Genomic DNA, 21,824 nt, shown 5'->3' on the forward strand with positions numbered 1-21,824 from the left:
AACAGATTTGGCTCCGTTTATAAGCAAAGAAATTATGAATGAATGTGCAATGAGGGATTTTGAAGTAAACGGTATGAAAGGTTTAACTGAAATGGCACCTTTTATTAGTAAAAATATATTAAATGATTGTGCCCGCAAAAGTTATGAATTACACGGAATTAAGTCGTTAACTGCAATTTGTCCGTTTATTGATAAAGAGCTTATAAATGAACTTTCTCTTGATGCAATATCCAAAAAAGGGATTAATGAAATCCTTACAATTATTCCTTTTATAGATTCAAAAATAATTAACTTCAAATAATTAGTGGGCAATCGTAATAATAGCTATTTTGACCTATCCATGAGGATAGGTTTTTTTCTGTAAATCATGGATAACTTTACCATTTGGATAAATTTAAATTTATACTTTTTATACTTGTGCAATTAGCCGATATAAGAGTAAAACAAGGAATCCTGATGTACTTTTGTACAATCTTTTTCTAATGGTTACTAGGATGGTGATACAAATAATGGATACACTTACAATTGGAGAAATAACGATCTTAATTGCTGTAGGTATATTTATCTTAAGTGTAGTACTGCTTGGAGTAAGCAAATTGATGGATCGACCAAATAAAGTGTTACAAAAATGCATTAATAGTAAAATTTGGGAATCTGAAGCTGAATCTGAATACTTAAAACTCAAATAGCCAACTCCGATTAATGTAAATACACCAATCACTAAATTTATGATTAATAAAATTGAAAGTACTTTAGGGGAAAATGCGCCTGTTGTAGAACGAGTTTTTAAATTCGTATTTTGATTTTTTTCTACAAAATTCGTTTCATTTGATTCCAAATTTTCCATATTGAATTTCACTCCTTTGAAATGATTATCTGAATTATGGAATAGAATCCTTAATTTTTACTTAAAAAATATTTATTACAAAACAAAATTGATAAATATGTTTGAGATGATTAAAGCGAGCACAAAAAAAGCTTATAGACAAATGAGTACAGTTCCCATTTATCTATAAGCTAATTAATTATTTGTTTTAACTAGTTTAGCAGCATTTCGATTTTGCGGTACTTGCAAACCTAAGTTTCCTCTTAAAGTAGAAGACTCATACTCTGATCGATAAATTCCTCTTTCCTGTAATAATGGAATGACCTGTTCAGTAAAATCTTTTAATGCACTTGGAATTGCGGAATAGATCATCAGTCCATCAGCTGCCTCCTGTTCATACCACTCTTGAATTAAATTTGCGATTTTTTCTGGCGTACCGATAAATGCACTTCTAGGCGTAGCAGCCTGTAAAGCCACCTGTCGAAGTGTTAATCCTTTTTCTTTCGCTTCTTTCTTAATTTTATCTGTATTACTTCGAAAACTATTTTTTCCTAAATCACCAATATCCGGAAATGGTTCATCTAACGGATATTGAGAAAAGTCATGATGCTCAAAGAAGCGACCTAAATAATCCAACGCATTTTCAATACTTGTTAAATTAACAAGATCTAAATATTTCTGTTCAGCTTCTTCATCTGTGCGACCTACTATTGGAGCAATTCCAGGGAAAATAACGATATCATCTTTTGATCTTCCGTATGCTACTGCTCTTTCTTTTACATCTCTATAAAATTCTTTTGCTTCTTCAATATTATCATGTCCAGTAAATACTGCATCAGCTGCCTTAGCAGCTAACTCTTTACCGCTTTCTGATGAGCCTGCTTGAAATACAACTGGTTGACCTTGTTTTGAACGTCCAATATTTAGAGGGCCTTCAACCTGGAAGTAGTCCCCTTTAAAATTTAATCTGTGCAGTTTTTCTGGATCAAAAAACACACCTGATTCCTTATCACGAATAAATGCATCATCTTCCCAAGAATCCCATAATCCTCTAGTTACTTCTAAATGCTCATCTGCAATTTTATAGCGATCATCATGTGTAGGGTGACCTACTCTACTATAGTTTTTAGCTGAACCTTCAAGTGGTGAAGTAACTAGATTCCATCCAGCTCGACCATTACTTATATGATCTATTGACATAAATTGTCTTGCTACTGTAAATGGCTCACTATAAGTAGTAGATAGCGTACCGACTAACCCAATATTCTTTGTTACTGCTGCTAGTGCAGATAATATTGTAATGGGCTCAAAACGATTTAAAAAATGCGGGATCGATTTTTCTGTTATATATAACCCATCTGCAATAAAAACTAAATCAAATTTTCCATGTTCAGCAATTTTTACTTGCTCTTGATAATAGGAAAAATTAACACTTGCATCGGTCTGTACTTCTGGATGACGCCATCCTGACATACTCCCTCCTACGCCATGTACTAGTGCACCAAGCTTTAGTTTTTTTCGATTTGTCATCTTTTTCCCCTCCATTATTTCGTTAAGATTGCAGTATCTTTTATATTTAGTTCATAGCTTTTAACTAAAGTGTCCCCATTCATAAACTCATATTGTTGTGCTCGCTTAAACCCTATTCTTTCATATAACTTAATAGCAGATTTCATTATATCTGATGTATGAAGAACGATTCGATCATTTCCCCACTCTAAAGAAAGATTGCAGCTTGCTCGAATTAGTTCTGTTGCAATTCCTAATCCTCGTGCTTTAGGAGAGACACCTAGTAGCCGAATAATAGGATCATTAATTTCTAACTTTGACAATCCATATGCTTTTTCGGCAGAATCATAGATAAAACATGCACCTAACATGACATTATCAGCAAGCGCAACTAGCTTTGTTTTCGTATTGCTATGATCAGTTGCATCAATAATGCTATTTTTATAGTTTTCCCACTGTTCCTTAGAAAGAATAGCAGCATATTGCTCATACGCTTCTACTAATACTTTTTTTATATTATCTATTTCATTTGGCTTAGCTTCTCTAATAATTAAGCGTTGTGTAGACATCTTTACCTCCTCAACTAACTAGGTTATATTCATATGAAATACGTTGAATTTGTTTTAAATGAAGCTTTACATGTGAAATAAAAGACTGAATAATTTCTTCAACCGTAACATGTTTGTTTTGAGGATTTATCCCACTTTTATTCCAATCATCACTTGTTAATCGTTTAAGTAATTGAGCATTGTAATTTAGAACAACACGGTATGTTTCTAGCACGTCGGCAACATTCCCATCATTTGCATACTGACCTTTAATCCATTCATCTTGATTAAAAGCCGGTAATTTAACGCTTGATCCTGCTAAAACTTCTCTTAATCGGAAGTTCACTACAAACAAATGATCCAATAAGTGCGTTAATACTTCTGCAATACTCCATGATTTATCATTTTTCTTCCAGTGTAATTGTTCTTTTGGAATATCGATTGTTTTTTGACGCAGTAGCTCATATATTTGAAGATATTCACTTAAATCAATTGATAAAGTATTCATCTAGTTCCTCCTATATAGTAACTACATTTTTTGATAGCTCATTTAAAAGAGCAATTGAAAAATCTGTAAAGAATTTTACGCTTAACGGAATCGCTCTTTCGTCTAAATCAAACTGTGGATGATGCCATTCATAGTTTCCTTCAGTTCCAAAGAATACGAATAATCCAGGAATATCATTTAAGTAATAAGAAAAATCTTCACTCGCTGCTGTCATTTTTGGTTCAATTACTTTTAGATTTTGTTGGTGTGCAATTCCCTGTGCAATAAGAGCTAACTTATCATCATTCATAACAGGTGGTGGACCAGGATTCCAAATGACCTTAACCTCTGAGTTAAATGCATTACTAACTGAATCACTAATTTCACCTAATCTATCCTTGATGGTCTGCCTAACCTCATGATTAAACGTACGAACTGTTCCGCTAAAAACCGCTTTATCTGCAATCACATTCCAGGCGTTGCCACTGTGAAATTTGGTTACACTTACGACTGCACTTTCAAGAGGACTTATACTTCTACTAATAATTGATTGCAAAGAAGTAATAATGTGTGAAGCAGTTAAAATTGAATCTAAACCTGCTTCCGGGACTGCAGCATGACTCGATTTTCCTTTTACTTCCACAGTAAAACCATCAGCAGATGCCATTAAGGGACCAGACTTGATTCCTAAAGTTCCAATGGGTAAATCAGGTTTATTGTGCATACCGATCATAACTTTTGTATCCTTTAGGACATTTGTTTTAATTATTTCTAATGCACCTTTCCCAATTTCTTCTGCTGGTTGAAAAATAATTTGTACTTTTCCTTGTAGATCTTTTTCAAATTTCTTCAATAAAATAGCTGTGCCTAAAATTCCAACAGTATGAAAATCGTGACCGCATGCATGCATTTTATTTGGATTTTTTGATGAATAAGGTAATCCAGTTTCTTCTTGAATTGGTAGTGCATCAATGTCCGCTCTAATTGCAATTGTAGGGCCTTTGTTTTCATCGCCAATTTCTGCAACTAGCCCTGTTTTTAAAGGTAAAGGCAGTATACGAATGTTATACTCTGTTAATAGTTGAACAAGTTTAGCTGTTGTTTCGTATTCTTCAAATGCTAACTCCGGATTTGCATGAAGTTCTCTTCTTATTTCGATCAATCTTTCAATTAAATCAGTTGGTATATCGTAATTCATGATCTCCCCCCCATTAACTAGTGCCCTATACTGTTATTTCTGTAAATGCTTCCTTAATTAATTGAAGAGAGCGTACTCTTCGTTCAAAATCTGGGATTAATGATGTAAAAATAAATTCATCAATGCCAAATTCATTTTTATAGTTAAAAACTCTTTTCTGAAATGCTTCTTTCGTTCCTTTAAGAACATCTGCATCACGTATTTCAGTTGTATACGATTGACCTGCTTGTTTGGCATAAATCTCAGCTTGCTCAAGTGTACCTACGTTAACGATCTGACCGTTTCCTAACGTTACTCTGACAGTTTGTAAATGGCTTGATAACTTTTGTGCCTCTTCTTCTGTTTCTGTTACAATCGTAGATAGCGCTAAAATAAACTTCGGTGCTCTACCAAGTTCATAATTAAATGAATCATGATAAACTTTTATTGCTTCCTTAGCTGCATCTGGATCATTATTTATGAATAAAGCAAATGCATATGGATAACCTTTTTTAGCTGCAAACTCTGCACTAGATACACTTGTTCCTAATAGGAATAAAGGAACTCGAATCTGTGGTAAAGGAGAAGCTTGTAAAGAATCAGATGAACTGACCTCTGAAGCATCTTGATACAAAAAGTTCTCTAGTTCATTAATTTTCTCTTCAAGGGATTGCACTTCTTTCATATTTTTTTGTAACTCTTGACTTGATTTCGGAAAGCCCCCTGGCGCTCTACCAATGCCAAGCTCTACCCTACTAGGTGATAAATTTGCCAATACATTAAAATTCTCAGCTACTTTATACGGGCTATAATGCTGGAGCATTACCCCACCTGATCCAACAGAAATTCGTTCAGTTTTGGCAAGTATATGAGATACAAGTACTTCTGGTGAAGAACCAGCAATTCCTTGCGAATTATGGTGCTCTGAAACCCAAAATCGATTAAAGCCTAATCTTTCTGCTTCTATCGCTAGATTTATAGTATTTAGTAGAACTTCATTAGCAGTTTGACCTGGAAAAATAATACTTTGATCTAAAAATCCATATTTAAGCCCCATATACCTTTCCTCCATTTTTCATTTAAATATAGTACATATCTTCTTGTGAAAAGCGTTTTAAAAACTGAATCGTTCTCTCTTCTTTTGGTGATTGAAATATGTCTTTCGGATTGCCTTCCTCTACCACTATGCCACCATCCATAAAAACAACATGATTGGCTACATCCCTAGCAAATGCCATCTCGTGTGTAACGATAATCATCGTAATGCCTTCTTTTGCTATTTTTCGAATAATCGCTAATACTTCACCAACTAATTCAGGATCTAATGCAGATGTAGGTTCATCAAATAAGATAACATCAGGATTTAATGCTAGTGCCCGAGCAATTCCTACTCTTTGTTGCTGCCCGCCTGATAATTGAACAGGGTAAGAGTCTAACTTATTTCCTAATCCTACTTTCTCTAGCAATTCAACACTTTTCTTGTATGCCGCTTCCTTAGACCATTGTTTGGCTACTATTAAACCTTCCATGACGTTTTCAACTACTGTTTTATTTTTAAATAAATTAAATTGCTGAAATACCATTGCTGTTTTTTTTCGTAACGAAAGTATTTCCGACTTTGAAGCTTGACTAAAATCTACGTTAAAATCATCTATTGAAATTCTCCCATGACTTGGTTTTTCTAAATAATTTATACAACGTAGTAAGGTAGTTTTCCCTGATCCACTTGGTCCTAGAATGGCAACAACCTCACCTTTATTCACTTTTAGATTGATTCCTTTTAACACTAGATTTTTTCCAAATGATTTTGTAACATTCGATAATGTAATCATTTCACTCCACCTCGACTAAATACACTAAATCTCTTTTCTAGTAAACCAGTCATTCTTTCGATAACAAATGTAATCCCCCAAAAGATTAATGCCGCTGCAATATACGCCTCAAAAAACTTCCAGTTCGTAGATGCTACAATTTGAGCCTTTGCGTTTATATCTACAACCGACACGATGAAAGCTAAGGTTGATCCATGTAACATTCCAATGAAAGTATTTGATAAATTTGGTAAACTAACAGCAAATGCTTGCGGAAATACAATTCGTCTAAGTGTTTGAGATGTTGTCATTCCAACAGAATACGCTGCTTCTAACTGGCCTCGATCAATACTTAAAATTCCCGCCCTAACCACCTCGGATAAATACGCTCCCGCTGTAATCGAAAAGGAAATTATTGCAAAGGCCATCATCGGAATTGATGATGAGTTAAAATCAAGATGATACTGTTTAGAAAAGGAATCTAACAACATCGATACTGCATAATAAATAATTAACAAATGGGTGATCATCGGTGTTCCTCGAATAATCGTTACATAACCAGATGCCACCTGACTCAGTAATGGGACATTATAAATACGAACAATTGCAGTAAACGTACCAATAATAGATCCAATAAGGACTGATAAAACCGTAATGAAAAGTGTTGTTGGAATAGCTGGCAGAATTTGAAGGAATGCCTGCCAAATAAATGAGATATCTAGTTTCATAATCTCGTACCCTCTTTCACTACAACGACATCGCGGTTCATTTTTCCAAATAGATTTCGAATTTTAAAAGATTTTTCTGGCTTTTCAACAGTTGATCCCTCGTATTTACCAAATCTTAATTCAAGTAAGCTAAATCCTTTTTCAAGAAATACACTCAGAATAAAATAAACAATTGCAAGTGCAAGATAGGACTCAATAAAATGTCGATTTAGTAAACCTAATGTTTGAGATTGCCCAGTTAACTCCATTACACCTAAAGTAAATGCTAATGAAGTATCTTTTAGCGTTCCAATTAATAGATTTCCTAATATCGGGATCCATATCGCAAATGCTTGTGGTGCTATAATTCGCTTAAAAGCTTGATAGCCATCCATTCCAACTGAATATGCCGCTTCAATTTGGCCCCGGTCCACGGCACTTACTGATGCTCGAATTCCTTCTGAAATAAAAGCGGCACTGTGTAATCCATACGTTAAAATGACAAAATACAAAGCATCAATTTTACTAACATCTACATTTACTTGCTTCAATATTTCTGGCACACCATAATAAATTAAAAACAATTGAATTAATATTGGCGTTCCTCTAAAGAACGAAACATATACTTGTGAAATTCTTTGAAAAACCGGAACTTTGTACATCCTTGGTAGGGCGATGAGTAGTCCAACGCCCAAACCTACTAAGATTGAACTTCCTACTATAATTAAAGAAATTTTTATGAAAGGAAGTAATTTAATAAAGTATTCAAAGACTAATCCAGCTTTAAACTCAGCACCCATTCCTTCTCACCCTCTGGTTTTAGCTTTAGTTATCTGATGTGAAATCCGAACCTAGCCATTGTTTGCTTAAGTTAGCAAGTGTTCCATCAGCTTTTAATTGTAAAATTACTTTGTCTATTGCATCTGCTAATTTTTGATCTTTCGTATCATTTTTTCTAAATGCAAATAAAACATCTGCCTCTGTTAAAGCTGGGCCAACAGTTTTCAATTCACCTTTTGGATCGATTAAAGATAAGACAAAATCAGCAGAAACTGTCGCATCTACACGGCCTGAAGTAATTTGTTGCACAGTATCATTCGCACCGCCATTTTGATAGACAATTTTAATCGCATTATTATGCTCCTTGTTATAGTTTTCAAGAATTTGAGCCTCTGCACTTGTAGCTGATGTTAATACCTTTTTCCCCTTTAAATCATCGATTGATTGAATTGAATTATTTCCTTTCGCAACAACGATTTTATTTTTCCAATGTGCGTAGCTTTCTTTATTAAATAAATACTTCTTTTCCCTCTCTGGATTTTTTTCTATTTCGTGAGCAACAAAATCTATTTTTTTAGTTTCTAAGCTTAGTAATAAGTTCGAGAACTCGTATGTCTTTAAATTGAACTTGTATTCAGGTAATCTTTTATCAATTTCTTTTACTAGTTCAACATCAAACCCAGTTAATTTTCCATCTTTATCGATAAAGCAAACTTTTGGAAATTGTGTACCTGTACCAACAACAATGCTCTCCACTTTTGCTTTCGTACTTGCTGCTTCAGCGCCTTCATCTTTTTTATAATGCTTTAGAACAACAGTTAAAAGTAGAGCCAATACTGCTAATGATGCCAAAGTAATTACAAATTTTTTCATTTTTGATATCCCCATTTCCCAATTTATTTAAATCGTTATTTGACTTACGGTCTTACTGCTAACCAAATTAACTCTTCCGATAGTTCTTCTGCTGATTTATTTAACCTTTCTTCAAGTTCGATTGATAACGTAAACTCATTCGAATATTCTCTTTTAACCCAATCATCAATCGCATATACTCCAGTTATAAAATGATTTCCACCAAGAACTGTGAGAACTGGCTTTAATGCATATTCCAAACTTAGAAAGTGTGCGATTGTTCCGCCTATAAAGATAGGGAATATTACTTTATTTTTTAAACCCTTTTCAGGTATCAGATCTAAAAATGTTTTTAACACCCCAGAGTAAGATGCCTTATAGACAGGTCCAGCAATTACAACCCCAATCGAATTTTCAATTTTATTTAAAGCCTCTTTAATTTCTTCATTGTTAAAGTCGCTTTTCATTAAAGCATCCGAAGGTAAATCTGTAATATTTACTTGACATACATTAATACCTTCTTTCGTCCACTTTTCTCTTATAAATCGAATGATGCCATTTAGTCTTGAATTTGGTGATGAACTAGCAGAAATAATAACAATATCCTTCAAAGCTCTCCCTCCTTTTGATTTAAAACCATAATACCTTATAGGTTAACTAGGAATTAATTGTACTAAACTTTATCACTGACAGAAAATTTCGTCAATGAGTTTTCCAATAGAACTTTTCTATCGTTTTATTAAATATTTGAATTAGCTAGGAAAATTGTTTTTTTAATAAAATAAAAAGAGCTGGTTAATTTACCAACTCTTTACTTAAACTAACTATTTCATTCACCAAATCAGAATACTCCCCGCGATTCGAAAAAATATTCGTTTGTAGATAAATTCCATTTGTTTCTTCAATTTTTATTGGATGTAGTAAACCTTCGTTCACTTCTTTTTTCACACTTATGCTAGGCAAAAAGCCAATTCCAAATTGTTCTAAAATAAGTTTTTTGGCCATCTCTGAGCTATCTGTATGAATTCTTATATTTGGTGGAGCTTCTAAGTTTTCAAATAACCTATGTATTCTAAGCCAATCTAAAGAACCACATTCAAAAAAAATGAGATTTTCCTTTGCAATATCTTGGATTGTAATGACTTCCTTTGATATAAAGTAGTGATCTGGATAAACATAAAGTGTTATTGGATCTTCAAATAATTTAATTGATTGTAAACTTGGGTGACTAATATTTCGAACAAATCCTATATCAATTTCATTATTTAGTACTTTATTTATCAATTCATCGCTCTTTCCTGTAATCACTTTATAATGTATTTCTTTATTACTTACGGAAAGTTTAGGTAAAATTTCTGATAAAACATAATTTGATACCGATACTGTGCAGCCAATTTTCAACTCATTATTATGGGATTTTTTAGGGTTAACGTGCATTTTCCCTTTCTCATAAATTTGTACTAACTGTTGCGCATACGGTAAAAAACGCTTACCTTCCTCTGTAATATTTACTTGTTTTCCAATCCGATGAAAAAGTTTACAATTTAATTCTCTTTCTAATGTCTGAATTCTTGCTGTTACCGTTGGCTGAGACAAAAAAAGTGATTCCGCAGCTCGATTAAAGCTACCGTAATGAATAACATGAATAAATGCCTCTATATTTTCTATATTAATTTCTTTCACTTCCTTAATCTCATAATTTCAGTAAACAAAATATTATTCTTATATTTTATTCTTTACATATTCGTCGATGTTTTTCTAAATCCTTTTTATGTAAAAAAATATCCTGAGTCTAATCATTTTTTGATCGATCTCAGGATATTTTTTAAGTTTAGTCAAATAAGAATGTTGATTTCCGTTACAGGATGCTCGCTTTTTAAAGAGCAGGGACAAGGAATGGCAGGAGATAGGAGAAAGAAAAACTTTAGTGAATTTTATTGATTTCCTCTAAGTTATTTCCCGTCCTGTCTTTCCTGCTCTAACCTTTCACGTTATTCCCACTGGATTCTTGCAACGAAACTTTTAGTATCATATTAGCAAATAATTCTTATGCTAATTTAACTTTTCGAACTACTTGTAACTTAACATGTTTTGGTATATCGCCTTTAACAGTAACTTCTCCATTAGATAGAGCAATTTTTGCTCCCCAACCATTTTTAAACTTTTTAATTTTCACTTGAAGTAATCTAATTTCCACCAGACCTAATCCAGATTTGTTTTTTACTTCTAATTCATGAGTTCGTGCATTACCTATATTATGTAGAAGTAACTTTACTTTCATAATAGGTTCCTGATCACTTTTTACGATAACGTATGCGTTCCCTAACTCATCCTCTTTAAATTGGTCGTATGATACCGAAAAACTATTTGTACTTAAATAAATTTCTCCTTGATCATTTACTTTGTAAACTGGTGAAAACATATGTCTCTTCTCCTTGCTGTATATTCTCAACTATGTAAAATAAAGAAAGCTTGTCTATTGGTCAGCCTTTTAGGCGAAGTCAGAGACGTAGTTGCACTTATACTTTATTCCTAGAATTGGCCAATACGTCGAGTACTCATCATCGCTGCAATTTATACTTTCTTAAAATGAAATAAAAAATTGACGATGAAATAATTTAAATTATTTTAGCGTCAATTCTACTATTAGTATGGCTAAACGATTAAAAAATGTACTTTCCAATTTTTAATATGTTTAAATTCTATTTCCTTGTATTTCAGACAGATTCTTATAGTTTAGTAAAAATTTAATGAAATTGCAATTTTAATACACTACTATTTATAACTAATTTTTGGAAATTCCCTTATTAAAATAAAGGGATTATTTTACATTAAAACTTCAAATCCAAATCATAGAATTTTACCAATAAATATGCTATTGTTCTTATGAATTATTTAAAAATTTAAAATCGAATATTTTATCTGTATTTTTCATCAAGTTAAGAATCACTAAATAGGAAGAAGGAAAGTCAGTTGATTTACAGTAAACAAGACGTACTACATAATGAATCCCAAAGTATTAAAAACGGAGCCGCATCTACAATTGCAATCAGTTTATCTAATAACTATTTTATTTTGTTTGCAATCGCAATATTAGGTGCTACCAATTATCAAGTTAGTTTAATTTCTTCCTTACCTTCAATTGTCGGAATGGCTGCAATGCTTCCAGCAGCGTTTATGGTTAACAAGTTAGAAGAAAAAAGAAAATTTACAGCTTACTCCATTTTCTTTACACGATTTTTTCTTCTAATTATGGTTTTTCTTCCATTTATTAAATCGGAACATATGGCTTGGTTTTTCGTTATCTTAATTGCGTTGATGAACTTTCCTGGCACATTTTTGAATTTGAGTTGGCAAGCATTTATTGGTGATTTAATTCCTGCAGAAAGAAGAAATACATTTTTTGGTCAACGAAATAGAATATTAACATTTACTGGAATGATTGTGACACTTGTCGCTGGTATATGTATGAAATCAATTAATTCTTCGAATGCTCTACCATATCAATTACTATTTTTATTTGCGTTTCTATTTGGAATGATCGAGTTTTTTTACATTCTGAAACATAAAGAGGAGAAGCAAGAGATTAAACCATCAAATCATTACTCCCCTTTTTCGAAACATCTTTTCAAATATAAGCCTTATATTACATTTTTAATTTGTGCACTTTTTTTTAACTTCGCATGGCAAATGGCTTGGTCTTTATTTTCGATTTATCAAATTAGATATGCTCACGCAACTGCTTTTTGGATAAGTTTATTTACAGTAAGTAATCAGTTATCACAAATTGTTAGTTTTCCTTGGTGGGCGAAAATGGCAAACCGATATAGTAATACTCAATTATTAATTTGGATTTCAATCGGCATGGCTTCTGCACCCATTCTAAATATATTATCTACGAATTATGTCTATTTATTTATTGTAAACTTTACTTCTGGTTTTTTTGTATCTGGTACTGTTTTAATTTTATTTAATAGTTTATTAGAAGCTACTGAAGAAGAACATCGAACTTCTTATATTGCGAATTATAATTTCTTACTATCGATTATTGCTTTTATTGCACCACAAGTCGGAGTATTTCTACTGGAAACATACAGTATGAATATCGCTATGATTATATCAACGATTTTTAGAGGATTGGCTGGCGTTCTATTTGGCGTTATGGCATATAGAATGTCACATTCAAATGAACTAGATTATAAACACGATAAACTTTCGCTTTAAGAAAGAAAAACAGAAACGTTGAAATTAATCAATACGGGGTACTCCTTAAGTGGTTTATTCTAAAAATGATCGATGATTCTTTTTTACAACATAAAATAATCTTGTAATCACCAAATTTTCATAAAGGAAGTTGGGTGATGTTCATTTCCAATACAGGATGCATGCTTAAGAGCAGGATTAAGGAAAGGCAGGATCAAGGGGAAAGTGAAAGGAAAAGATATTAAAAGCCTGATTTTCCTGTTTTCCCTGTTTTTCCTGCCCTTCCTGTTTTTCCTGCCTTTTTTATGGCTTAAGGACCACTTTAATACAATTATCTTCCTTATTATTAAAGATATGGTAAGCATGGTCTGCTTCGTCTAATGATAATTTATGGGTAATTATTTTAGTTGGATCAATGTTCCCTTTAGTAATTTGTTCATCTAAGTATGGCATGTATTGTCTAGCTGGTGCTTGCCCCATTCGTAAATTAATATTTCGATTAAAAAAAGCTCCTAATGGAAATGCGTTATAATTCCCACCATAAACTCCTGTAATTTGAACGGTACCACATTTTTGAACTGCTTTTGTCGCAATTTGAATTGGACCTAATGTTCCACCTTGAAGTTTTATTTTTGCTCAATAAATTCTAAAGGTGATTTTTTCCCATCCATTCCTACACAGCTCTCATCTTGCTCATCCTAAAGTCACTTTCATAATGTTACCTTTTGCTTTTTAAATATGTACCTATTTATGTATAGTTACTCATAAATTCAACAATTTCAAAAAAAAGAGCCCTGTAACGGACTCTTTAAATACTCTACAGGAATCTCATAATATGTAAGCTCTGTGAACCAAGCTTATTTATCAGTATGAATAGTGTTTTACTTTTTACATTTCTTGTTCATTAGTTGTAATTAACTAATTCCTTAAATTACTTAAAACTTTATCCAAATACTTGTGCAGCAATACCAAATAAATGATTATTTCGAGTAGGCATTGAGTTCGAATTTTTTATCATGATTGGAGGTTGGCTAACTTTCTCAAACCCTCTATTTTCTAACCATTTCATAAATTTCTCATCCATTAATGGTATATCGATTCGTAAGCTTCCTATATGGTTAAGTGCCAATTGATTAATTAAATAGGTAGCCGCTTTATAATTTGGTGCTACAATAGGTCCTAATATCATATTTACTGGACCAATTACTGAAAAAGCATATCCTACAATCTTACCTACCCCATCTTTTATGACCAAAGATTTTTTGGACTGTTTCATTCGATTTAATAAGAACCCTCTTCGTGAGTCACCAAAAGCTTCACTATCTAATTTTACAACATCCTCAAAATCACTATTTTCTAATTGAACTATTTGATACCTTTCATCTATTGGTTCATCTGACACATAATAGTGAGTACAAATAAATTTAGTTACACTCCCTACTTCAATAAATCCCATTTTTTCATATAATGGCTTTCCATCAGTGGTTGCGATTAATAAGATAGCAGTTTGTTCTGGTACAAGATTCAAACACGCCTGTGTTGTTTGTTTACCTAGGCCTTGTCCTCTATAATCTTTATGTACGATGACCATTCCAATAGATGCTAATTTGGTGTCATAATGAATAATTGCTGCACTAGATACTAATTGTCCGTATTTATTTCTATGTCCTACAATTTTTCCAGATTTCATCACTGTCGCTATCTCATCTCGATCATAATCCCATCCCACAGACTCAGATAAAGTTATTAATGAATCAATATCACACTCTCCTAGAATGTCTAATTTTAAATTATTTATTGTGTTTTTGAACATATATTACCCCTTATCAAAACTACATATTATCCTGATACGTGTTCGTAGAATCCTTCTTTTTTATACCCCAGAAATTGTAATATTCTAATTAAAAGAACTAAACCCTTCTACTATTTTAAAAAAATTATCAATTAGAGTTAATTACTTGTTCAACTAACCTGCATTTGATTCAATAATAAAATGAGCTACCTAAGAGCCGTATTCTTATTTCACTAAACAAGTATTAGTTGAACAAGTTATGTGTTAGATTAAAATTCCACTTAAATTTTTGTATTTAAGTCCGATAAATTATATGAAATACAATAAAAAGGGTACAATCAGGGAAACTTGATGTCACAAAGCCATCGGGGCTAAGGATGAAAATCTATGCCAGCCAGCTGCCGTTACCAAGAGGAGGAAAAGGTAATGAAAATTAAATGGGTTTCAAATGTAATGAGTAGTTTATTTGCTTTAACACTGATTTTTGGTTCAGTGTCTATCGCAAGTGCGAAAGGGCCAGAAGGAGGTAAATCCCATGAGAAACCTGCTAAAGACCACGAGCAAACACAGAAAAAAATTGTTATTAAATCAAATGTAGGAAAAAACCTGGAAAAGCGTTTAAAAACTTCAGAAGCTTCTATAAATAATATTACTAAGTCCATAAACGCGTTTTTCGGAGTAAATGAGGATGGTACAACAGATAAAACATTGAGCAAGAAGAGTGCATCATCCACTTACAATAGCTATAAAGGAAAACTTAATGCGGAAATTAATAAGTTACGTGCAGTAGACAAACAGCTTGCTAAAGATAAGAAAAAATACAAATCCATTTCTGCGGAATTAGAAGCACTAGAGCTTAAGTCAAAAGAACTTCAGAAATTGGCAGCTGATGAAATTACACGAGTTAAAACGTTAACAGAAAAAGCTTCAGCTCCAAAAACAACAGAAGAAGAAACACAGCCAAGTGAGACAACAACACAGCCAACTGAACCGAAGATTGAACCAATACAACCAACTACTTGAACAAGTTAATCATAAAAGTCAGCATTCATGTAATGTTGGCTTTTTTTGTTACTTAGTTATTATGCAAACAAACGCCTACTACTGCCAATAAAAAAGCAAGACCTATTGGCCCTGCTTGTTATTTGACTACTAATTTTCCAACCATTCCATTGTTTAAATGGTATCGACAAATTAGTTCATATGTACCGGACATTTTAGGTGACACGTTTATACTTTTTTCTTTTCCGGGCTGAACTTCTTCGTCAATTCCCAGCTTTTTCACTGTAAAAGTATGTTCTTTGCTACCCACATTTTTCAATACCAATGTCGTCGTTTTTCCTTTGAGAATTGTTATGACATCCGGATTAAAGTAATCGTCATTTAACTTGATTTCAATTGGTGATTGGGTTTCGGCAAATACGATTCCTGATGCTAGATTTGTCGTAACAACAAACATTGCAAGTAAAAAAAACAATCCTGTTAACCACTTTTTCACAGAGCATCCCTCCCCTCCCTAGTCTTTAACACTATTTTTTCTAATTCCCGAAATATTATTACTATAAAATGGTTTCCAAGTTGCTTTCAAATCGTATTACTTTTATTTATCCCCTTATAGTAGTAAAGCCAACACATTAGTTTTATTTTTAACATCATGAAAGTTGGGAGATATACCGAATACTTTTTTGTTGGAAACAGAACGCCTACTAAATCATACTTTATTTAATGGGTATTGATTTCTTTGAAATCAATTAGGAAATCTTTATGATACAATTCAAAAAATTTGATACTATAAAGTTAGTATGAATTAGGAAAGGATACTAAAATGACAGTCAATTATCGTTTTTATGAGAGTCCTTCTGATCTTGATTTACAGTATGATTTTTGGAATAAGATGACAAAATCTTTACCATACGCTTGGAAGCCAACTTTATCTCCTAAGTTATTTGAACAGCAATCAGAGTTTAATCCGAAATCTAGATGTTTTGCTTTTGACGGAGACCAGCTTGTAGGATATATGAGTTTTTCTGGTAAAGGTGAGTTTGTTTCATTAGGTTATCCGTGGGTATTACCTGAATACGAAGGTAAAGTTCAAGATGAATTGTTTGAAAAAGTTTTTCAATTTGCCATTAGTGAAGAATATGGTGGAAAACTACTTGCACAACGTTTTAGAGCACAATGGGAAAATCAAATAAACTATTTTTTATCAAAAGGTTTTGCCATTACAAGTCGTTCCCAAATAGTTGGAGCACACTATCCACTCCTCATAAAAAACATTCAAAGTATTCCTGGTTTCACATTTGAAATAAAGGATCAATTTCAATTTAACGTTTGGAAAGAATTAAAAATGAAGCAACAAATTCTTACAAATGAACAAATCAAAATGATGAACGAGTATTATAGCTCAATTGATTTCGATTATGCTGTTGAATGTAAGTTAGAAAATCAACCCATTGCATATTTTGGTATTACTATAAGACCGGATACAGGCTATTCCGAAATACTTGCAGTAGCCTATTCTGATGCGGCCATTCCATATTTTTACGATATTATGTCAATCATCCATAATGAGAATGTTAACCGAAAAGTTCAAAGTGTTACAATAACAAAATCTCAAATTCCTAAAGGAATCTTGCAAGAAAAATTAGGATTTACCCCACTAACTGAAGATGTGATGATGCATAAACGGTAAGATAATTAGAACAAGCAAATTGATAAAGTAAAAGAGATTCCGATATTTTTTTGGAATCTCTCAGTTTGTAGACTAAGTCCTATTTATCTGATTTTCAGACTTACTTTTATTCTAAAAAGAAATCTTTCGTTCCACTTTCCAATCCGTTAATGAATAAGCTGATGCTATGTTGACCTGGGTAGTGTTTTCTAGTTGAAAGATCCTTGAATGAGTGCACTTTGTTGTAGGTTAATGTTTTGTTTTTTTCAATTGTATTTTCGGATATTTTGAATATTTTCTTTGAACGATTGCCTTTAGATTTTACATAATCAATGACAAATTCAATTCGAATTTTTGTAGGAGATGGTGCGCTACTAAGAATCTCAAAGGAAAAGTTCAAATCTTCCCCTATCTTAATTTGATCTGTATACAATTGAAAATTAGCAATAGTGATTGCTTCTGTTGATTGGAATCCGAAAATCGTTAAAGCTTCTTTATTGCCTTTTTTCAATAATGTTCTGCAAGCGTGTTTTATAATCCAATTAGTATGTGGATTTTTTCCATACCATTCTTTAGCAAGCTCTAAAACTAAATTTGGATGATCTTTTGAAATATCATTTAAATTATTTGCTACACTTTTACGTACATATAGTGACTCATCTTCCTTTAAGTTTTCTAAAATCGGAAGAATCGGTGTAGGGTCTATTTTAAGATTTTTAAGGACCATACCCCAAGGCAATTTCGGACGACATCCTTCGCTAGCGAGTCTTCTGACATGTTCATTTGAACTTGTAGACCATTTCAACATTTGTGCCATCATTCGCTCTTGATCTAGCACAATAAAAGGTCTAACAGCAAATTCTGAAGTCGAGTGCTGGGTAAATAACTCCAAAGCCTCCATCGACCTTTCCCAACTTTCTAATCCATAAACCTCAACAAAATCTGGAAAAAAGATACTACTTAAACTATTTTCAGGAAACTGACCCTTGATTTTCGTTAAAATTTCGATTGCTTCTTCAAAATGATTTGGTAAAGTTTCACCTAAAGAAATTGTAATATGTCTCATTCTTTCTTTAAGTGTTTTTTCTTCCCATTTTTCATCAAAGATTTTTTCTATAAAAGTATCGCGATTAAAATCTGAATAAACCTTACTTATCTCATTTGCAATCTTTAGAATTAAATCATGATTATAGATATTTTTTAAAGCCTCTGCCATCTTAATTCTCCAATACTTTTATTCTTAAATTAAATTATCTCACCTATTAAAGTGATCGGTTGTGTGATTTGACTCTTTAATTGTTCAATGGAATCCTTTTTAATAATTGCTAGGGCACATGTCGCTGGCCCTGCTGATTTATGTAATTGGATACTAGATTGATTAATGAACTTTATTTCTTTATTATGTGTTTCCATCAATTGAGTCAATTCATACGCTACACCTTTTGAACCAATCGGTAAAATATCAGAAACCTCATCACAATTAGTTAAATGCTTTAATGAATTAAAATTTATAATTTCGTTTTTATGTTCATTTAAATCTTCCAATACTTCTTGTCCTACTTTTGGAAAACCTACTAATATAACAAAATCATCTGGTGTTACTTCTTTTTTATAAAATGGGTTGTGAATTTCTCCCATTAAGGTGATTCCTAAGCCTGTTTGTTTTGTTGGAATATTCTCTTCTGTACTTCCTGTAATACTAATTTCCAATTTCTCACTGAAAAATTGAGCCTCATTATATTCTTTTATCGCTTTTTCGATCCCACTTATAATTTTCTTTCCTCTACCTTCCATTTCAACACATAAAGTATTAATTAAAACGGTAGGCTTTGACCGAAATGCTAATGTTTCCACAAGACACACTTTTGCGGTTAAATAACCGACGATTTCCTCATCAACTTTTACTAAATCATGCTCGCTCATACCTATTCCACCGCAACTATCACAAACGATTGTAAAATATCGTGTTGAATCTATTTGCATTAATGTCAAATCTCTATAGTTTAATACGTGCACGTTTCATCACCTTTTGAATTATAAATGCTAAAACAATATTTGCTGCTGAAACTAAAGTTAATGGGAGAACCATTAATAGAAAAAAACTACTAACTGTCTTAATTGTAAATGAGTGATTTAATAAGGCAATTAATATCCCACTTAATAACGTAGCAACTGGGCCATTTAAGATAATAGCGATTGCCATTGCTATGTATTGGTTCAATTTTTCAAATAATACGCCAAACATCCAAACAATAACAAGCATTTGAATTGCGATAAATAAATGCACTGGTACTGAAAGCGGAAAACCCGACGTAATAGCTGTAAGTAGATGCCCTAACGCTCCAACAATACCACCTGCGATTGGCGATAAAATCATAGCAGCAAGAAATGCCGGCAATGAATCAAATGCAATTGTAGAGAAAATTTTTACATTAGCTAATACTGCACTTAGTGCGATGAATAATGAAAGTAAAACAATTCTTTTTGTGTTCAAGTTTCTCCATCCTCTTAATTTAGTTGAATGATGTTTCTTAAAAATCCAAAACCATTATTATATTCAATTTCGATAATGCAGCCATTACCCGTATAAACCTTCCAAAAATGATCTAAATCCAAACCAAGTATACTTAAGAGTAATAGTTTTATAATTCCTCCATGTGAAACGATAATCGAATCTTCATTTTTTAAAATTATTTCATTACAAAATTCGTTAACCCGCTCCGAACACTGAAATAAACTTTCTCCATTTGGAATTTGATAATGTATCAAATCCTCATTCCATGCATCAATGATTTCTGGAAATTCATTTACTAGTTCAACATACGATTTTCCTTCGAATAAACCAAAATTCGTTTCCCTTAATCGGTTATCGATCATTTTAGATTTCTCAATTATCGCTTCAATTTCATCACTTAGTAAAGTACAGCGACTAAGTGGACTTGAATATAAATGATAGCTCGAAGTACGATCAATTATTTTGGAAAATTGAGCAACCACATTTTTCATTTGATTTAAACCATTTTCTGTTAACTCATAATCTGTCATTCCTGCATAAACTTGTTGTTTATTACCGATGCTTTCTGTATGTCTTATTAAAAATATTCTCATAGTAATCTCTCACCAATCGTCGCAAATATTAAAAAGCATAACTGAGATATTTCAATTGTAAAACCAATCACATCTCCTGTAATCCCATCAAGTTTTTGATTAATTCTTTTCGTTACGAAGGCGATCAACAAGAATGTTAAACAAATTGCAAAAATTACTGCTAATTCATTTAAAAAGATACTACCTAGAAATATTAATAAAATAAAACTAATTAATACAAATAAGGAACTAGGTTTCTTAGCCTCAATCATAAACTGACTACCAAATCCCTCATTTCTAGCATAAGTGCTCAACCTACACGTGAATAAAGCAATGCATCTTCCTATAATTGGAAATAAAAAAATCAAAAATAATGAGCTTTTTGATAAAAATAACCAATCGCCTAAAAATAGAATAATTAATGAAATGACACCAAATGCACCAATGCGACTATCTTTCATAATTTCTAGAATTCTTTCTTTTGAACGATGGCTAAATATCCCATCAGACGTATCAGCTACCCCATCAAAATGCAATCCGCCTGTTAAGAAAAGATAAAATACTATTGTAAGAAATGCATTTGTATCTTTGCCTAATACAAAGGATAAGATACTATTCATACACACTAGTAAAATTCCAAACAATACCCCTACTAGTGGTACCATTCTAATTCCTTTTCCTAAATCAGATTCTATAAATTCATAGTTCTTAACTGGAATCGTTGAGAAGAAACCTAGGATCATTTTAAATCGGTTCATTTACTTACTCCTATTTTATTCTTAAGGGTATACCAGCTGTAACAAGTATAACCTCTTCTGCTTGTGAAGCTATTTTTTGATTCATGCGTCCAGCTAGATCTCGGAAGATTCTTCCTAGTCTATATGAAGGAACTAATCCATAACCTACTTCATTTGATACAATTACTAATTTTTTATCGCATTGTTTACAAGTATCTATTAATTCGTAAACTTCATTTTCTATCACTTTTTCTAGTTGATCTACTTGCTCATTTGTTATTGTGTCAAAATCTGTGTAATGATCAAACATTAGATTCGTCATCATTATCGTCATACAATCTACTATCACATATTTTGCATGTGAAAAATTCTCATTTCTTTTAAGTGATTCAAATTGTTTATATTGTTCGATCGTATGCCACTCAGATGGACGATCTTCTTGATGTCGTTTTATTCGATCATTCATATCTCCATCTGTTGGAATAGCTGTAGCAATATAAACTACATCACTAGAATTTGTTTGCAATTCCTTTATCCGTCTTTCTGCGTAAGAACTCTTGCCGCTGCGAGCTCCCCCTATTATAAGAATCAACCCGATCACCTCTTTGCGTTAATTTCTCCTTTTTATTCAGTTCAC

At 32.4% G+C, this 21,824-nt stretch carries 25 protein-coding genes, 1 pseudogene and 1 riboswitch; of the genes and pseudogenes, 4 read left to right on the forward strand and 22 right to left on the reverse strand.

Annotated elements, in window-relative coordinates; genetic code table 11:
• Nucleotides 1-301, forward strand: a 301-nt coding sequence (locus B7R67_RS22000; RefSeq protein ID WP_158095005.1) for a hypothetical protein, incomplete at its 5' end; no start/stop codon positions are given.
• A 108-nt stretch (nucleotides 302-409) separates the two neighbouring features.
• Here B7R67_RS22000 and B7R67_RS02320 read toward each other — a convergent pair.
• The 13 genes from B7R67_RS02320 to B7R67_RS02380 all read right to left on the reverse strand — a co-directional run bounded on the left by B7R67_RS02320 (nucleotide 410) and on the right by B7R67_RS02380 (nucleotide 11,119).
• Complete coding sequence (locus B7R67_RS02320) at nucleotides 410-847, reverse strand: hypothetical protein (RefSeq protein WP_088067180.1); 438 nt, start codon at nucleotides 845-847, stop codon at nucleotides 410-412.
• A gap of 174 nt (nucleotides 848-1,021) precedes the next feature.
• Nucleotides 1,022-2,356, reverse strand: a complete 1,335-nt coding sequence (locus B7R67_RS02325; protein WP_088067181.1) for an LLM class flavin-dependent oxidoreductase — start codon at nucleotides 2,354-2,356, stop codon at nucleotides 1,022-1,024.
• A gap of 14 nt (nucleotides 2,357-2,370) precedes the next feature.
• Nucleotides 2,371-2,904, reverse strand: coding sequence for a GNAT family N-acetyltransferase (locus B7R67_RS02330; protein ID WP_088067182.1), 534 nt, complete (start codon nucleotides 2,902-2,904; stop codon nucleotides 2,371-2,373).
• A gap of 10 nt (nucleotides 2,905-2,914) precedes the next feature.
• Nucleotides 2,915-3,391 (reverse strand): DinB family protein, encoded by a 477-nt coding sequence (locus B7R67_RS02335; protein WP_088067183.1) that lies wholly within the window; start codon nucleotides 3,389-3,391, stop codon nucleotides 2,915-2,917.
• Nucleotides 3,392-3,401: 10 nt separating this feature from the next.
• Nucleotides 3,402-4,568 carry an amidohydrolase gene (locus B7R67_RS02340; RefSeq protein WP_208615620.1) on the reverse strand — a complete coding sequence of 389 codons (1,167 nt, stop codon included), beginning with the start codon at nucleotides 4,566-4,568 and terminating at the stop codon, nucleotides 3,402-3,404.
• A 25-nt stretch (nucleotides 4,569-4,593) separates the two neighbouring features.
• Complete coding sequence (locus B7R67_RS02345; protein WP_088067185.1) at nucleotides 4,594-5,604, reverse strand: LLM class flavin-dependent oxidoreductase; 1,011 nt, start codon at nucleotides 5,602-5,604, stop codon at nucleotides 4,594-4,596.
• Nucleotides 5,605-5,626: 22 nt separating this feature from the next.
• Complete coding sequence (locus tag B7R67_RS02350) at nucleotides 5,627-6,379, reverse strand: amino acid ABC transporter ATP-binding protein (RefSeq protein ID WP_088067186.1); 753 nt, start codon at nucleotides 6,377-6,379, stop codon at nucleotides 5,627-5,629.
• On the reverse strand, nucleotides 6,376-7,086 hold the full coding sequence (locus tag B7R67_RS02355; protein WP_088067187.1) for an amino acid ABC transporter permease: 711 nt from the start codon (nucleotides 7,084-7,086) through the stop codon (nucleotides 6,376-6,378). The genes B7R67_RS02350 and B7R67_RS02355 overlap by 4 nt, the downstream gene beginning before the upstream one ends.
• Nucleotides 7,083-7,865 carry an amino acid ABC transporter permease gene (locus tag B7R67_RS02360; protein ID WP_088067190.1) on the reverse strand — a complete coding sequence of 261 codons (783 nt, stop codon included), beginning with the start codon at nucleotides 7,863-7,865 and terminating at the stop codon, nucleotides 7,083-7,085. The genes B7R67_RS02355 and B7R67_RS02360 overlap by 4 nt, the downstream gene beginning before the upstream one ends.
• A gap of 25 nt (nucleotides 7,866-7,890) precedes the next feature.
• Entirely contained in the window at nucleotides 7,891-8,718 is an 828-nt protein-coding gene (locus tag B7R67_RS02365; RefSeq protein ID WP_088067192.1) for a transporter substrate-binding domain-containing protein, read from the reverse strand.
• 44 nt (nucleotides 8,719-8,762) lie between these two features.
• Nucleotides 8,763-9,308 (reverse strand): NADPH-dependent FMN reductase, encoded by a 546-nt coding sequence (ssuE, locus tag B7R67_RS02370; protein ID WP_088067194.1) that lies wholly within the window; start codon nucleotides 9,306-9,308, stop codon nucleotides 8,763-8,765.
• A 184-nt stretch (nucleotides 9,309-9,492) separates the two neighbouring features.
• Nucleotides 9,493-10,380 (reverse strand): LysR family transcriptional regulator, encoded by an 888-nt coding sequence (locus B7R67_RS02375; RefSeq protein ID WP_328587359.1) that lies wholly within the window; start codon nucleotides 10,378-10,380, stop codon nucleotides 9,493-9,495.
• A gap of 364 nt (nucleotides 10,381-10,744) precedes the next feature.
• A complete protein-coding gene (locus B7R67_RS02380) occupies nucleotides 10,745-11,119 on the reverse strand; it encodes a hypothetical protein (RefSeq protein ID WP_088067196.1) in 375 nt (124 codons plus the stop codon).
• Between the two features lie 551 nt (nucleotides 11,120-11,670).
• Between B7R67_RS02380 and B7R67_RS02385 the strand changes: the two genes are divergently transcribed.
• A complete protein-coding gene (locus B7R67_RS02385) occupies nucleotides 11,671-12,921 on the forward strand; it encodes an MFS transporter (protein WP_235822067.1) in 1,251 nt (416 codons plus the stop codon).
• 282 nt (nucleotides 12,922-13,203) lie between these two features.
• Here the strand turns inward: B7R67_RS02385 and B7R67_RS22430 are convergent.
• Nucleotides 13,204-13,580 (reverse strand): annotated as a pseudogene (locus B7R67_RS22430) (glutathione-dependent formaldehyde dehydrogenase); the annotation flags it as partial.
• Between the two features lie 263 nt (nucleotides 13,581-13,843).
• Entirely contained in the window at nucleotides 13,844-14,713 is an 870-nt protein-coding gene (locus B7R67_RS02395) for a GNAT family N-acetyltransferase (RefSeq protein WP_088067197.1), read from the reverse strand.
• A 300-nt stretch (nucleotides 14,714-15,013) separates the two neighbouring features.
• Nucleotides 15,014-15,098, forward strand: a riboswitch (cyclic di-GMP riboswitch).
• 20 nt (nucleotides 15,099-15,118) lie between these two features.
• Here B7R67_RS02395 and B7R67_RS02400 point away from each other — a divergent pair.
• A complete protein-coding gene (locus B7R67_RS02400) occupies nucleotides 15,119-15,715 on the forward strand; it encodes a hypothetical protein (protein ID WP_088067201.1) in 597 nt (198 codons plus the stop codon).
• 118 nt (nucleotides 15,716-15,833) lie between these two features.
• Here B7R67_RS02400 and B7R67_RS02405 read toward each other — a convergent pair whose 3' ends face one another.
• Nucleotides 15,834-16,151 carry a cupredoxin domain-containing protein gene (locus tag B7R67_RS02405; RefSeq protein WP_088067613.1) on the reverse strand — a complete coding sequence of 106 codons (318 nt, stop codon included), beginning with the start codon at nucleotides 16,149-16,151 and terminating at the stop codon, nucleotides 15,834-15,836.
• A 366-nt stretch (nucleotides 16,152-16,517) separates the two neighbouring features.
• Here B7R67_RS02405 and B7R67_RS02410 point away from each other — a divergent pair, with 366 nt between their 5' ends.
• The gene (locus tag B7R67_RS02410) at nucleotides 16,518-17,384 is read left to right on the forward strand and encodes a hypothetical protein (protein ID WP_088067203.1); all 867 of its coding nucleotides are present in this window, start codon (nucleotides 16,518-16,520) and stop codon (nucleotides 17,382-17,384) included.
• A 106-nt stretch (nucleotides 17,385-17,490) separates the two neighbouring features.
• Here the strand turns inward: B7R67_RS02410 and B7R67_RS02415 are convergent, their stop codons facing one another.
• Genes B7R67_RS02415 through cobU form a run of 6 tightly spaced genes read right to left on the reverse strand, consistent with a single transcriptional unit; the run spans nucleotide 17,491 to nucleotide 21,779 of the window.
• Nucleotides 17,491-18,579, reverse strand: coding sequence for a DNA alkylation repair protein (locus tag B7R67_RS02415; RefSeq protein WP_088067205.1), 1,089 nt, complete (start codon nucleotides 18,577-18,579; stop codon nucleotides 17,491-17,493).
• Between the two features lie 29 nt (nucleotides 18,580-18,608).
• The gene (locus B7R67_RS02420) at nucleotides 18,609-19,379 is read right to left on the reverse strand and encodes a hypothetical protein (RefSeq protein ID WP_088067207.1); all 771 of its coding nucleotides are present in this window, start codon (nucleotides 19,377-19,379) and stop codon (nucleotides 18,609-18,611) included.
• Nucleotides 19,360-19,857: an ECF transporter S component gene (locus B7R67_RS02425; RefSeq protein ID WP_088067209.1), complete on the reverse strand. Its 498-nt coding sequence runs from the start codon at nucleotides 19,855-19,857 to the stop codon at nucleotides 19,360-19,362. Before B7R67_RS02425 ends, B7R67_RS02420 begins: the two co-directional genes overlap by 20 nt.
• Nucleotides 19,858-19,871: 14 nt before the next feature.
• On the reverse strand, nucleotides 19,872-20,471 hold the full coding sequence (locus tag B7R67_RS02430) for a histidine phosphatase family protein (RefSeq protein WP_088067211.1): 600 nt from the start codon (nucleotides 20,469-20,471) through the stop codon (nucleotides 19,872-19,874).
• On the reverse strand, nucleotides 20,468-21,208 hold the full coding sequence (gene cobS, locus B7R67_RS02435) for an adenosylcobinamide-GDP ribazoletransferase (RefSeq protein ID WP_088067212.1): 741 nt from the start codon (nucleotides 21,206-21,208) through the stop codon (nucleotides 20,468-20,470). The genes B7R67_RS02430 and cobS overlap by 4 nt, the downstream gene beginning before the upstream one ends.
• Before the next feature lie 10 nt (nucleotides 21,209-21,218).
• A complete protein-coding gene (cobU, locus tag B7R67_RS02440) occupies nucleotides 21,219-21,779 on the reverse strand; it encodes a bifunctional adenosylcobinamide kinase/adenosylcobinamide-phosphate guanylyltransferase (RefSeq protein ID WP_208615621.1) in 561 nt (186 codons plus the stop codon).
• Nucleotides 21,780-21,824: the final 45 nt, after the last annotated feature.

Source organism: Gottfriedia luciferensis, assembly GCF_002156865.1.
GTDB classification, from domain to species: domain Bacteria; phylum Bacillota; class Bacilli; order Bacillales; family Bacillaceae_G; genus Gottfriedia; species Gottfriedia luciferensis.